A 13,294-nucleotide genomic window follows, 5' to 3' on the forward strand; every position below is an offset into this window, starting at 1 on the left:
GCGACTCAGTCGCCTGACTGGCTGTGGACACTGTTGACTCCTCGTATGAAGGCCCGGATCAGCGCCGGGTCCTTGATGCCCTTGTCCGCCTCGACACCGCTGCTGACGTCGACGGCCCAGGGGCGGGTGCGTTCGATGGCCTCGGCGACATTCCCCGGATGCAGGCCGCCGGCCAGGACCACCGGTTTCGCCAGCTCGCGCGGGATACGGTCCCAGTCGAAGGTCTCGCCGCTGCCGCCCGGCACGGCCGGGTGCCAGGCATCGAGCAGGATGCCGGCGGCATCCGGATAGTCCGCCACCCGCGCGGCGATATCGACGTCCGGACGCATCGCCAGGGCCTTCAGGTAGGGCCGGCCGAACTGGCGGCAGAAATCCGCCGGCTCGTCGCCGTGGAACTGCAGCAGATCCAGCGGCACTCCTTCCAGCACCCTGCGCACCTCCTCGGCGGCCGGATCCACGAACAGGCCGACGCTGGTGACGAAGGGCGGCAGCCCGGCGCAGAGCGCGGCCGCCTGCTCCGCGGTCACTGCCCGCGGGCTCCTGGCATAGAACACCAGGCCGAGGGCATCGGCCCCGGCCTCGGCCGCGGCCCGTGCATCCTCCGGGCGGGTGATTCCGCAGATTTTAACGCGCACGCGCATGGGCAGGCCACCAGCGGGAAGATTCATGGGGTTGCGACAAGACGCCTATTCTGCCACCGCCGGCGGTTCGGCACTACTGCGGCCATCCTCAGCCGAACAGCGGCAACCGCGGCGCCAACGCCAGGCCATAGTCCTCGGGATAGTGGACATGCACGAAATACAGCCCGGCGGCCGGCGCGGTGACCCCGCCCAGGGTCCGGTCGCGGCCGGCCAGGACCTCGGCCACCCAGTCCACCGGCCGGTCGCCGCGCCCCACCGCCATCAGGGTGCCGGCGATGTTGCGCACCATGTGATGCAGAAAGGCGTTGGCCTCGATGTCCAGATAGATGAAATCGCCGCTGCGGGCGAGTTCCAGCCGGTGCAGGGTGCGCACCGCATGGCGGGCCTGGCAGCCGACGGCACGGAAGGCGGAGAAATCGTGTTCGCCGAGCAGCGCCCGGGCCGCGGCCTGCATCGCCGCCACGTCCAGCGGCCGGTGTTCCCAGCAGACCCGCTGGTGCAGCAGGGCCGGACGCGCCAGCCGGTTGAGGATCACATAGCGGTACTGCCGGCCCCGGGCGCTGAAGCGGGCGTGGAAATCCGCGGCCACGGCCTTCACCCAGGTGATGCTGACAGCGGGCGGCAGGTTGCTGTTGCCGCCCAGCAGCCAGGAGTGGAGTTCACGCACTGCCTCGGTATCGAAATGCGCCACCTGCGCCGTGGCATGCACCCCGGTATCGGTCCGCCCGGCACAGGTCACCTCCACGGGATGGTCAGCGACCCGGGACAGGGCCTGTTCGACCACCTCCTGGACACTGGGTGCGTGCTTCTGACGCTGCCAGCCGCAGTAACCGCTGCCGTCGTACTCGATCCCCAGGGCGATGCGCACCGCTCTTTCACCTCATTCTCGATTCCGGGCCGGAAACGAAAAGGCCCCGGGACACGGCGTGTCCCGGGGCCCCTGTCCCGCCACTCAGGACAACTGCTTGATCAGGGACTCGGCCTCGGCCTTCTGGGCCTCGTTGCCCTCGCCCAGCACCTCCTCGAGGATACTGCGGGCGCCCTCGGGATCGCCCATCTCGGCATAGGCGCGGGCCAGATCCAGCTTGGTGGCGACCTCGTCGCTGGCCGCCAGCACGCCCTCTTCCTCCAGCTCCTCGGTCGCCTCGGGCACCGTCTCCTCGCTGACCGGTCCGGTGAGATCGAAATCGAGGCCCTGTTCGGCTTCCGCCGCCGGCGCCTCGCTCCGGCTCTCGTCCTCGCTCTCGCCGCCGCCGGGGACCTGGATGTCACCCAGATCGAAATCGAGGCTGTTGGACTCGATCTCCTCGGCCAGGGTGCTGTCGGCCTCGGCCACAGGCTCGGCAGGCGGCTCGGCCGCAGTCGGCTCGCCGCTGAAATCGAGCGTCCCTTCCAGCTCGTCGACCAGGGTCTCCGGCTCCTGGCCGGCACCGGCCTCCACCGCGGGCGCCGCGGCCGGCTGGCCGCCAGCGTAGAGGGGATTGGCGGGATTGAGCTCGCGGCCCATCTCCGCCACCCGTTCCCACATGGGATCGTCGGCGCCACCCAGCCGGGCCAGCAGGGCCTCGGCCTCGACGTCGAAGGCCGTCGTGTTCCTGGCTGCGTAGTAGATCTCCAGCAGCTTGAAGTACAGCTCGCTCTGATCCGGCGACTTCTCGATCGCCGCCTTGACCAGTTCCTCGGCCTGCTGATAGCGGCCATAGGCAAGGTAGACATCGGCCTCGGCCAGCGGATCGGCCTCGGCCTCGTTCTGGATGGCACCCATGTCGCTGACGGCGAAATCCGTGAACAGCGAGGAATCGGTCTGCGGACCCGCGGGGGCAGCGGCCTCCGCAGCCGGGGCCTCGGCCGGCGCCGCCGGTTCGGCCGGTTCGGGGGCGGCAGGCTGGGCAGCCGCAGCGGCGCTGGCACCGCCGGCCGCGGCCGTGGTCGCGCCCTCCAGGATGCTTTCCTGGAAGTCACCCCCCTCCATGCGCCGACGCCGGGCACCGAGCCAGGCGAAGAGCCCGAACAGCACCAGCACGCCTGCGCCCGCGGCCTGCACCAGTGGATTGCGCAACAGGCCGCTCAGGCTGTCGTCCTCGGCAGCGGGCGACCGGGCCGCGACCTGGGTCTGGCCGGGGGCGGAGGCCGTGGCAGCGGGTGCCTGGGACGCGTTCGCCTTGGCCTGCAGGCTGGCCAGTTCGCTGTCCTTGAGCTGGATCAGGCGGTGCAGCTGACTGATCTGTTCCTCGAGGCGGCTCAGGCGTTCGTTCAGTTCCTGATTCTGCTGGCGCTGGGCCTCGACGGCCTCGACGGCCAGGGCCAGTTCCTGCCTCACCCCTTCCAGCGAGGCGCTGTCACCCTCGGCCTCGCCCGCGGCAGCGGCGCCGCCCTCGGCACTGGCGGTATCCGGAGCGACCAGCTTGAGCTGGGCCTCGTCGGCGGCCGGCTCGGTGGCAGCCTCGGCCTCCGTGGCCGGACCCTCGGCCGGGCCGGGCACCGTCTCGGCAGCGGAATCACGCTTCACGCTACCGCTGCGTGATGCGCCGCTGCGCCGTTCCCGCCATTCACGGTACTGGCGCTGCACCTCGCGCCGCGCCTCGGCGCGGCTGATGGCGGTCATCTCCTCACGGCTGGGGACGCGCAGCACATAGCCGGCCTTGAGGTTGTTGATGTTGTTGTCGTAGAAGGCCTCGGGATTGGCCTCCAGCAGGGCCAGCATCACCTGCTCCATACTGACGCCGCTATCGGGACGGAGCCGTTCGGCGACCTTCCACAGGGTATCGTTGCGTTGCGTGGGTCCGTACTCGCCGGGGGAGGCGACACGCGGTGCCGCCGGCCGCGGGGCAGTAAGCGGACGGGGTGCCGGCGCCGCAGCGCGCGGCTTCGCCTCAGGGACCGCCGTGACAGTCGCTGCCTGCGTCGCCGGCGCCGGCGCAGGCATCAGCACCGGGGGGTCGATGAGCACCGTGTACTCGCGGACCACCTGGCCGGAGCCCCAGCTCGCCTCGATGAGGAAATCCAGAAAGGGTTCGCGAATCGGCTCGCGGCTGGACACATGGACCACCGCCGTGCCGTCCTTGCGCCGCTCGACACTGAAGCGCAGCTTGGTATGCAGATAGATGCGCTCCAGGCCGGTCCGGGTATAGGCCTCGCTGGAAGCCAGACCGACGCGCAGCTCGGCAAGCTCCTTGGGGGTCGCCTCCAGCACCTCGATGTCGGCATCGAAAGGTTGATTGAGTGCGGAATGGAGATCGATTTCACCCAGGCCCAGCGCGTAGCTCTGACTGGTGAAGGCGCCCAGCATGGCCGTGACCAGGGCCGTTTTCCTAACCATGTTGCATCCTCTTATGGCCGATGACCCGCGTCCCGGTGCGGGCCACAAAGCTGTGGTCGTGATGAGATTAGTCGTGCAACTAAACGTTCTTACTGAAAAATTCCCCAAGCGGCTCCGGTCAACTATAGCTCACAAATAGTCTTTGACCAATATCTCAGCAATCTGGATGCTGTTCAGCGCCGCTCCCTTCCGCACATTATCGGCGACCACCCACAAATCTAAACCGCGCGGATGGGAGATATCCTCGCGGATCCGGCCGACGTAAACCGGGTCGTGGTTCGCACCTTCGGTCACTGCCGTCGGATAGCCGCCGTCCTCCCGCTCGTCCAGCACCACCACACCGGGTGCCTTGGCCAGCAGCTCGCGGGCCTGCTCGGCGCTGAGCTTGTCACGGGTCTCGATGTGCACCGCCTCGGAATGACCGTAGAACACCGGCACCCGCACCGCGGTGGGATTCACCTGGATGGACGCGTCACCCATGATCTTGCGCGTCTCCCAGACCATCTTCATCTCTTCCTTGGTGTAGCCGTTGTCCAGAAAGACGTCGATGTGCGGCAGGCAGTTGAAGGCGATCTGCTTGGGGTAGACCTTGCACTCGACCGGCTGGCCGTTGAGCAGCCGGGCGCTCTGCCCGGCCAGCTCCTCGATCGCCTCCTTGCCGGTGCCGGACACCGCCTGGTAGGTGCAGACGTTGATGCGTTCGATGCCGGCCGCATCGTGCAACGGCTTCAGGGCCACCAGCATCTGGATGGTGGAACAGTTGGGGTTGGCGATGATGCCGCGGTTCGTGTAGTCGGCGATGGCCTGCGGATTGACCTCGGGCACCACCAGCGGGATGTCGTCGTCATAGCGGAACTGCGAGGTGTTGTCGATCACCACGCAGCCCGCCTCGGCCGCCCTGGGGGCATAGACCTTGGACACCGAGGCACCGGGCGAGAACAGCCCGACCTGCGCCCTGGAAAAATCGAACTTCTCCAGGTCCTCGACCACCAGCATACGGTCGCCGAACTTGACCTGCTTGCCGGCGGAACGGCTGCTGGCCAGCGCATGGACCTCGCCCACCGGGAACTTGCGCTCGGCGAGGATCTCCAGCATGGTCTCGCCCACCGCCCCGGTGGCACCCACCACCGCCACATCAAACGTCTTGCTCATCTCTCAACTCCTGCTATTTGGCTAATGGCCACGAAACCCGCGAAATCCACGAAAAGGGATCCTTATTTTCGGAGCCCGCGCTTCGTGCGCGGCTCCAAAAAAATTTTCGTGGGTTTCGCGGCCATTCCCGTTCTCAGTCCGATCCCAAGGCCGCTACCACAGCGTCACCCATCTCGGCGGTGCCGACCTGGCGCTTGCCGTCCTGCATGATGTCCGGGGTGCGCAGGCCCTGATCGAGCACCGCCCCTACCGCAGTTTCGATCCGGTCGGCCAGCGCACCTTGATCGAAACTGTAGCGCAGCATCATCGCCACCGAGAGAATGGTGGCCAGCGGGTTGGCCACGCCCTGGCCGGCGATATCCGGCGCCGAACCATGGATCGGCTCGTACATGCCCTGGCCGTTCTCGTTGAGCGAGGCCGAAGGCAGCATGCCGATGGAACCGGTGAGCATGGCGGCCGCATCGGAGAGGATGTCGCCGAACATATTGGTGGTGACCATGACGTCGAACTGCTTGGGGGCCCGCACCAGCTGCATGGCGGCGTTGTCGACGTACATGTGCGACAGCTCGACGTCCGGATGATGGCGACCCAGGTCGGTCATCACTTCACGCCACAGCTCGGTGCACTCCAGGACATTGGCCTTGTCCACCGAGCAGACCCGGCCATCCCGCTTGGCGGCGATCTCGAAGGCCACCTTGCCGATGCGGCGGATCTCCGATTCCCGGTAGACCAGGGTATTGAAGCCCTCGCGCTCGCCGTCCTCCAGGGTGCGCACCCCGCGCGGCTGACCGAAGTAGATGCCGCCGGTCAGCTCGCGCACGATCATGATGTCCAGCCCCGCGACCACCTCCGGCTTGAGGGTCGAGGCCTCGGCCAGTTGCGGATAGAGGATGGCCGGGCGCAGGTTGGCAAACAGGTTGAGCCCGGCGCGCAGGCCCAGCAAGCCCTTCTCGGGGCGCACCGCGATGTCCAGCGATTCCCACTTGTGGCCACCCACCGCACCGAGCAGTACCGCATCCGCCGCGCGCGCCCGTTCCAGGGTCTCCTCCGGCAACGGCTGGCCGGTCTCGTCGTAGGCCGCGCCGCCGACCAGCCCCTGCTCGGTCTCGACCTCGAGACCGAAATCGGACTTCAGGCAGTCCAGCACCTTCAATGCCTCGGCCACGATCTCCGGGCCGATGCCGTCACCCGGCAACACCAATATCTTCTTCATCTCTGTCATTCCAGTTTGTTATGACCACGGAAAACACGGGAATAATCAATGGCCACGAAATCCACGAAAATGCCTTGTGTGTACGGCGCCGCGTGAAGCGCATGCGCCGCAAAAGTATCGTTCGTGGGTTTCGTGGATTTCGTGGCTATCCATTTCAAATGCCTTGAAACAGCCAGGGGGCCTCTTCGCGGCGCCTGGCCTCGTAGGCGCGGATCTCGTCCGCATGCTGCAGGGTCAGGCCGATGTCGTCCAGCCCCTCCAGCAAACAATGCTTGCGGAAGGGATCGATCTCGAAGGAAATGTTCTCGCCGCCGGGGGTGGTGATCCGCTGGTGCTCCAGGTCCACGGTGAGGCGGTAGCCTTCGGTCGCCTCCGTCTCGCGGAACAGCCGGTCCACGGTCTCTGCATCCAGGGCGATGGGCAGCAGGCCGTTCTTGAAGCTGTTGTTGTAGAAGATGTCGGCGAAGCTCGGCGCGATCACCACCCGGAAGCCGTAGTCGGTGAGCGCCCAGACGGCGTGTTCGCGTGACGAGCCGCAGCCGAAGTTCTCCCGCGCCAGCAGGATCTCGGCGCCCTGATAGCGCGGCTGGTTGAGTACGAAATCGGGGTTCAGCGGCCGCTGGCTGTGGTCCTCACCAGGTTCGCCGCGATCGAGGTAGCGCCACTCATCGAACAGATTGGGTCCGAAGCCGGTGCGCTTGATGGACTTCAGGAACTGCTTGGGAATGATGGCATCGGTATCGACGTTGGGCCGATCCAGCGGCGCCACCAATCCCGTAAAGGTCTCGAATTTCTTCATGGCCGTCCTCTTTGAACAGCCACGAAACTCACGAAAAAAATGCCTTGTGTTTCCGGCGCCGCGCGAAGCACGCGCCGCAAAAGGACCGTTCGTGGATTTCGTGGCAATTTCATTCCTCAATAACCCTTTTCGTGGGTTTCGTGGATTTCGTAGCTATCCATTAGAAATCGCGGACGTCGGTGAAGTGGCCAGCGATGGCAGCCGCAGCGGCCATGGCGGGGCTGACCAGGTGGGTGCGTCCGCCCTGCCCCTGGCGACCCTCGAAGTTGCGGTTCGAGGTGGAGGCACAGCGCTCCCCCGGCTCCAGGCGGTCGGCGTTCATCGCCAGGCACATGGAGCAGCCGGGCTCGCGCCACTCGAAGCCGGCGGCGAGGAAGATCTCGTGCAGTCCCTCGGCCTCGGCCTGCTGCTTGACCAGACCGGAACCCGGCACCACCAGCACCTGCCTGACATTGTCCGCCTTGCGCCGCCCCCGGACCACCCCGGCCGCCGCGCGCAGATCCTCGATGCGCGAATTGGTGCAGGAACCGATGAACACCTTGTCCACTGCCACCTCGCAGATCGGCGTGCCGGCCTCCAGCCCCATGTAGTCGAGCGCCTTGCGCATGCCGGCGGCCTTGACCGGATCCGCTTCCGCGGCCGGGTCGGGGATACGCGCATCGACGGGGATCACCATCTCCGGCGAGGTGCCCCAGGTGACCTGCGGCTTCAATGCCGAGGCATCCAGGGTCACCACCCGGTCGAACTCGGCATCCGGGTCCGACACCAGCCCGCGCCAGGCGGCGACGGCGCGTTCCCACAGCTCGCCCTGCGGGGCGAAAGGCCGGCCGCGGACATACTCGATGGTGGTGTCGTCCACCGCCACCATGCCGGCCCGGGCACCGGCCTCGATGGCCATGTTGCAGACCGTCATCCGCCCCTCCATGGACAGGCCGCGGATCGCCTCGCCACCGAATTCGATGGCATGACCGGTGCCGCCGGCGGTGCCGATCTCGGCGATGATGGCGAGCACGATATCCTTGGCGGTGACCCCGGCCGGAAGCGCGCCATCGACACGCACCAGCATGTTCTTCGACTTCTTCTGGATCAGGCACTGGGTGGCCAGCACATGCTCCACTTCGGAGGTGCCGATGCCGAAGGCCAGGGCACCGAAGGCGCCGTGGGTGGAGGTATGCGAATCGCCGCAGACCACGGTCATGCCGGGCAGGGTCGCGCCCTGTTCCGGACCGATGACGTGCACGATGCCCTGGCGTGGATCGTCCATGGTGAACTCGGTGATGCCGAAATCGCGACAGTTGGCGTCCAGGGTCTCCACCTGGATCCGCGACACCGGATCGGCGATCCCCTGGGCGCGGTCGGTCGTCGGCACGTTGTGGTCGGGCACGGCCAGCACCGAAGAGGTACGCCAGGGCTTGCGTCCGGCCAGGCGCAGCCCCTCGAAGGCCTGCGGCGAGGTCACCTCGTGGACCAGGTGACGATCGATGTACAGCAGACCAGTGCCGTCCTCGTCCATGCGCACCAGGTGCGCGTCCCAGAGCTTGTCGTAGAGTGTCTTGGCAACCATGGCATTCCTCTCTCCGTTCCGGGACAGTCTAGACACTCGCAATAAATAACTCTAATTCATATTTTTCATGTAATATATTCCTATATGGAATAACTGAATGTTGCAGCAATCGTGGATCTGAACAGTCTCAGGGCCTTCGTGGCCGTCGCCGAGGAAGGCAGCTTCTCCACCGCCGCCAGCCAGCTTCACCTCACCCAGCCTGCCGTGTCCAAGCGGGTCGCATCGCTGGAAACCTCGCTGGGCTGCGCCCTGTTCGACCGCATCGGCCGCCGGGTGGGCCTGACCGAGGCCGGCCAGGCCCTGCTGCCGCGGGCCCGGCGTATCCTGGCCGAAATGGAGGACAGCCGGCGCGCCCTGTCCAATCTGTCCGGCCGGGTCGGCGGTGTACTGCGGGTCGGCACCAGCCATCACATCGGCCTGCACCGCCTGCCGCCGGTGCTGCGGCGCTATACCGGCCACTTTCCGGAGGTCGAACTTGACCTGCGGTTCATGGACTCGGAGGCCGCCTGCCGCGCCGTGGAACGGGGCGAACTGGAACTCGCCATCGTCACCCTGCCGCCGTCTGCCGGCCCATCCCTGGAACGGATCGCGGTCTGGCCGGACCCCCTGAGCGTGGTGACCGCACCGGATCACCCGCTGGCGCGGCGCAGGCGCATCCGCCCCGCGCAACTCGCCGAGTACCCGGCCATCCTGCCGGCAGAGAGCACCTATACCCGGCAGATCGCGGAACAGGCCCTGCGGCCGCTGGGCCTGGATCTGCGCCTCGGACTGGCCACCAACTATCTCGAAACCATCAAGATGCTGGTCTCGGTCGGCCTGGGCTGGAGCCTGCTGCCACGCACCATGCTCGACGGCCAGATCCGCGCCATCCCGGTCACCGGCCTCTCGCTGCAACGCACCCTGGGGGTGGTCCGTCACCGCCAGCGCACCCTGTCCAACGCCGCCCAGCGACTGCTTGACCTCCTTCGAGAGGAGGCATGACCAATGGATCGGTTTCGCGTAGGGGAGGCGAACGGGTTCCGGTTCCCGTCACCCGCTTTTTCAGACCGCGACTGACCCCCATCAATGCAACCCGACCCAGGCTGTGGCAGGGTGCTCTCATCGACATCCATTGCAGGGAGGACGTGTCATGAGAGGAATCTGGTTCGCCATCGTACTGCTGTGCTTCAGCATCCCCGCCACGGCCGTGATCGTGCAGCCCTACAGCGACATCTACGTCTTCGGCGACAGCCTGTCCGACACCGCGACGCGGGTCACCAACGGCGACATGTGGGTGGAATACCTCGCTCCCCGCCTGGGGCTCAGCTACGACCCGGCCAAGAACTACGCGCTGTCGGGAGCAGACAGTGCCGACATCCTCAACCAGGTCAGCAGCTACGAAGCCGCCTACAGCGTCGACCCCGGGGCGCTCTATGTCATCTGGGGCGGGGCCATGGACATCTTCAACAACCCCCTGGATCCCTATGCCGTCATCGGCACCGCCACCACCAATCTGGCCAACGCCGTCGGTTTGCTGGCCAGTGCCGGAGCCAGCAGCATCCTGGTTCCCAATCTGCCCGATCTGGGCCTCACCCCCGCCGCCATCTCACTGGGGATCGTGGACCAGGCGCGGGCCGTCAGTCAGACCTTCAACGCCTCACTGGCCAGTGCCCTGGCTGGCTATGGAACCCTCGATCTCGACGTCTACAGCCTGCTGAACATGGTCGTCGCCGACCCCGCCAGCTACGGCCTCAGCAATGTCACCGGCAGCTGCGTCGACGACAGCATGGATCCGGCGTGCACCGGTTACCTGTTCTACGACGAGGTGCATCCCACCAGCCGCGGCCACCAACTCATCGGCGACGCCATGTACGCGGCCGTGGTCCCGCTGCCTGCCAGCGCCCTGCTCTGGTGGAGCGGCCTGGCCGCTCTGGCCCTGGTCGGCCGCCGCCGGACGGCGGCCTGAGCGGCAACCGCACTCAGTCCGAGAGGCGTCCCCGCCAGGCAAGCAACAGGGCGGCGCCGCTGAGCAGGGCGGCGGCATAGTAGGTGGCGGCGTGGCCGACACCGGCCCAGACGTAGCCGGCGGCCAGGCTGCCCGCAGCCCCGCCGGCACCGAAGCTGAGGCTGGAATAGAGCGCCTGGCCACGTCCCTGATTGCGGCCCACGAACAGCCGGTGCACCAGGTGGATGGCCACCGCGTGGTAGATGCCGAAACTCGCGGCGTGCAGGCTCTGGGCCAGCAGCACCAGCGGCAACCGGTCAGGAAAGGCGCCGATCAGCAGCCAGCGCAGGGTGGTCAACAGCAGACTGCTCAACAACAGCCGGCGGGCGCCGAAGCGCGGCAGCCAGCGGTGCATGACCAGAAAAACGCCGATCTCGGCGATCACCCCCAGCGCCCAGAGCTGGCCGATCTGGCCCCGTGAATAGCCGGCCTCCTCCATGTACAGGGTATAGAAGGTGTAGTAGGGACCGTGGCTGGCCTGCATCAGGAAGCACACCAGCAGCAGCACCCACACCTCACGCCGGCGCAGCACCCGGCGCAGCGGTTCGTGCTCGCGGTGATGGACGGCCGTCGGTGCCTCGGGCACGCCAAGGCTCGCCACCCAGATGGCGGCGAACAGGCCGAGCAGCACCCCGGGCAGCAGCCCGGCGCCGAAGCGATCGAGCAGCGGTCCCAGGCCGGCGACGGCGAGGATAAAACCGATGGATCCCCACAGACGGATGCTGCTGTAACGGTGGGTGGAGCTACCCAGATGACTGAGGGTGACCGCCTCGAACTGTGGCAGCGAGGCATTCCAGAAGAAGCTGAACCCGGCCATCACCAGGGCCAGTGGCCAGTAGCCGTGGCTCCAGAACACCGCGGCGAAGGCCAGCACCGAGAGCAGCGAGGCGCTGCGGATGATGGCCATGCGCCGGCCGCTGTGGTCGGCGATCCAGCCCCAGACGTTGGGCGCCACCAGTTTGGTGGCCATGAGGATGGCGATCAGCTCGCCGATCTCGGCGCCGCCGAAACCCAGCGCCTTGAGATACAGGCTCCAGTAGGGGACCAGGGCGCCAAGACTGGCGAAGTAGAAGAAGTAGAAGCCGGACAGGCGCCAGTACGGGGGCATCGCCCGGGATACCTGGCTCAGTCGTCGACGGCCGGCGCCGATGCGGGGATCACCGGGGTGGCCGATTGCACATCGAGATTCTGGGCCCGGTGGCGCAACAGATGGTCCATGAGCACGATGGCCAGCATGGCCTCGGCGATGGGCGTGGCACGGATGCCCACGCAGGGATCGTGCCGGCCCTTGGTGACCACCTCCACCGGCTCGCCCGCCAGGTTCACCGACCGGCCGGGCAGGCGCAGGCTGGAGGTCGGCTTCATGGCGATGCTGGCCAGGATGTCCTGCCCGGAGGAGATGCCGCCCAGCACGCCGCCCGCGTGGTTGGAGAGAAAACCCTCGGGCGTGATCTCGTCACGGTGTTCGGTGCCCTTCTGCTCGACGCTGGCGAAACCGGCACCGATCTCCACCCCCTTGACGGCGTTGATGCTCATCAGGGCATGGGCGATGTCCGCGTCCAGGCGGTCGAAGATGGGCTCGCCGAGTCCCGGCGGCACGCCGCTGGCGACCACGTTGACCCGCGCGCCGATGGAATCGCCCGACTTGCGCAGGGCGTCCATGTAGGCCTCCAGCTCCGGAATCATCGCCGGGTCGGGCCAGAAGAAGGGATTGGTCTCGATCGCGGACCGCTCGAACACTCTGGGCTTGAGCGGCCCGAGCTGCGCCAGGTAGCCGTAGATCTCGATGCCGCAGCGCTCGCGCAGGTACTTGCGGGCGATGCCGCCGGCGGCCACCCGCATCGCCGTCTCGCGGGCCGATGAACGCCCGCCGCCGCGGTAGTCGCGGAAGCCGTATTTCTGCTGGTAGCTGTAGTCGGCATGCCCCGGCCGGAAGCGGTCCATGATCTCGGAATAGTCCTTGGAACGCTGATCGGTGTTGTGGATGATGAGGCCGATGGGCGTGCCCGTGGTCCGCCCCTCGAAGACGCCGGAGAGGATCTGCACCTGATCGGCCTCGCGCCGCTGGGTGGTGTGGCGCGAAGTGCCGGGCCGGCGGCGGTCCAGGTCGCGCTGCAGGTCGGCCTCGGTCAGCGCCAGCCCGGGCGGACAGCCGTCCACGATACAGCCGATGGCGGGCCCGTGGCTCTCGCCGAAGCTGGTGATGGTGAAGAGTTTGCCAAAGCTGTTACCGGACATGGGCGCCTATTGTAGCGGCAAAGCACGGTGCCGTCCCCCTCGGCCGGCGTGGCCCGGGCCGGCAGGGGGTAAAGGCTGGACGCGGCGCGCCGATAGCCGGGTGTGACGCCCTTGCAAAGGGCGTCGAGATCCGATTCAAGCACAGGCTCACAGGGGACGCGACGTGAATCACAAAGACGCCCAGTTCGGACCGCAGATCGGCAGCTACATGGGCAAACCGATCTATGAATCCATCCAGGCCGCGGATGGCCACTATGTCTTCGACCGCATCGCCCGCTACATCGACGACGGCTATCCGCTCGATCAGCTGGCAGCCAACGAGATCATGTATCCGGAAGGCGTGGTCTACCGCCAGGACCGCTGACCGGCGGCCAGCAAGGCCCG

12 protein-coding genes are annotated in these 13,294 nt (G+C 67.0%); 3 read left to right on the forward strand and 9 right to left on the reverse strand.

Annotated elements, in window-relative coordinates; genetic code table 11:
* Positions 1-5 precede the first annotated feature (5 nt).
* From QVG61_RS08320 to leuC, 7 genes are all read right to left on the reverse strand, one after another.
* Positions 6-668, reverse strand: a complete 663-nt coding sequence (locus QVG61_RS08320; RefSeq protein WP_354671154.1) for a phosphoribosylanthranilate isomerase — start codon at positions 666-668, stop codon at positions 6-8.
* A gap of 61 nt (positions 669-729) precedes the next feature.
* Entirely contained in the window at positions 730-1,509 is a 780-nt protein-coding gene (gene truA / locus QVG61_RS08325; RefSeq protein WP_289930172.1) for a tRNA pseudouridine(38-40) synthase TruA, read from the reverse strand.
* Positions 1,510-1,593: 84 nt separating this feature from the next.
* Positions 1,594-3,960 carry a FimV/HubP family polar landmark protein gene (locus QVG61_RS08330; protein ID WP_289930173.1) on the reverse strand — a complete coding sequence of 789 codons (2,367 nt, stop codon included), beginning with the start codon at positions 3,958-3,960 and terminating at the stop codon, positions 1,594-1,596.
* Between the two features lie 129 nt (positions 3,961-4,089).
* Complete coding sequence (locus QVG61_RS08335) at positions 4,090-5,112, reverse strand: aspartate-semialdehyde dehydrogenase (RefSeq protein ID WP_289930174.1); 1,023 nt, start codon at positions 5,110-5,112, stop codon at positions 4,090-4,092.
* A 133-nt stretch (positions 5,113-5,245) separates the two neighbouring features.
* Positions 5,246-6,334, reverse strand: coding sequence for a 3-isopropylmalate dehydrogenase (gene leuB, locus QVG61_RS08340; protein ID WP_354671155.1), 1,089 nt, complete (start codon positions 6,332-6,334; stop codon positions 5,246-5,248).
* A 145-nt stretch (positions 6,335-6,479) separates the two neighbouring features.
* On the reverse strand, positions 6,480-7,124 hold the full coding sequence (gene leuD, locus QVG61_RS08345) for a 3-isopropylmalate dehydratase small subunit (RefSeq protein WP_289930176.1): 645 nt from the start codon (positions 7,122-7,124) through the stop codon (positions 6,480-6,482).
* Between the two features lie 160 nt (positions 7,125-7,284).
* The gene (gene leuC / locus QVG61_RS08350) at positions 7,285-8,688 is read right to left on the reverse strand and encodes a 3-isopropylmalate dehydratase large subunit (RefSeq protein WP_289930177.1); all 1,404 of its coding nucleotides are present in this window, start codon (positions 8,686-8,688) and stop codon (positions 7,285-7,287) included.
* Positions 8,689-8,799: 111 nt separating this feature from the next.
* Between leuC and QVG61_RS08355 the strand changes: the two genes are divergently transcribed.
* Entirely contained in the window at positions 8,800-9,669 is an 870-nt protein-coding gene (locus QVG61_RS08355; RefSeq protein WP_289930178.1) for a LysR family transcriptional regulator, read from the forward strand.
* Positions 9,670-9,817: 148 nt separating this feature from the next.
* Positions 9,818-10,633 (forward strand): SGNH/GDSL hydrolase family protein, encoded by an 816-nt coding sequence (locus QVG61_RS08360; protein WP_289930179.1) that lies wholly within the window; start codon positions 9,818-9,820, stop codon positions 10,631-10,633.
* 13 nt (positions 10,634-10,646) lie between these two features.
* On the opposite strand, the gene QVG61_RS08365 is transcribed toward QVG61_RS08360, so the two are convergent.
* Positions 10,647-11,780, reverse strand: coding sequence for an MFS transporter (locus QVG61_RS08365; protein WP_289930180.1), 1,134 nt, complete (start codon positions 11,778-11,780; stop codon positions 10,647-10,649).
* A 17-nt stretch (positions 11,781-11,797) separates the two neighbouring features.
* Positions 11,798-12,910: a chorismate synthase gene (gene aroC / locus QVG61_RS08370; RefSeq protein ID WP_289930181.1), complete on the reverse strand. Its 1,113-nt coding sequence runs from the start codon at positions 12,908-12,910 to the stop codon at positions 11,798-11,800.
* A gap of 163 nt (positions 12,911-13,073) precedes the next feature.
* Between aroC and QVG61_RS08375 the strand changes: the two genes are divergently transcribed.
* Entirely contained in the window at positions 13,074-13,274 is a 201-nt protein-coding gene (locus QVG61_RS08375; RefSeq protein ID WP_289930182.1) for a hypothetical protein, read from the forward strand.
* The last annotated feature ends 20 nt before the right edge of the window (positions 13,275-13,294 follow it).

This window comes from Thiohalobacter sp. IOR34 (assembly GCF_030406045.1).
GTDB lineage: Bacteria > Pseudomonadota > Gammaproteobacteria > Thiohalobacterales > Thiohalobacteraceae.

Coding starts and splice junctions, on each gene's coding strand:
- QVG61_RS08360 (WP_289930179.1), top strand. CDS start 9,818: ATGAGAGGAATCTGGTTCGCCATCGTACTGCTGTGCTTCAGCATCCCC.
- QVG61_RS08365 (WP_289930180.1), bottom strand. CDS start 11,780: ATGCCCCCGTACTGGCGCCTGTCCGGCTTCTACTTCTTCTACTTCGCC.
- QVG61_RS08330 (WP_289930173.1), bottom strand. CDS start 3,960: ATGGTTAGGAAAACGGCCCTGGTCACGGCCATGCTGGGCGCCTTCACC.
- leuD (WP_289930176.1), bottom strand. CDS start 7,124: ATGAAGAAATTCGAGACCTTTACGGGATTGGTGGCGCCGCTGGATCGG.
- leuB (WP_354671155.1), bottom strand. CDS start 6,334: ATGACAGAGATGAAGAAGATATTGGTGTTGCCGGGTGACGGCATCGGC.
- QVG61_RS08335 (WP_289930174.1), bottom strand. CDS start 5,112: ATGAGCAAGACGTTTGATGTGGCGGTGGTGGGTGCCACCGGGGCGGTG.
- aroC (WP_289930181.1), bottom strand. CDS start 12,910: ATGTCCGGTAACAGCTTTGGCAAACTCTTCACCATCACCAGCTTCGGC.
- leuC (WP_289930177.1), bottom strand. CDS start 8,688: ATGGTTGCCAAGACACTCTACGACAAGCTCTGGGACGCGCACCTGGTG.
- QVG61_RS08320 (WP_354671154.1), bottom strand. CDS start 668: ATGAATCTTCCCGCTGGTGGCCTGCCCATGCGCGTGCGCGTTAAAATC.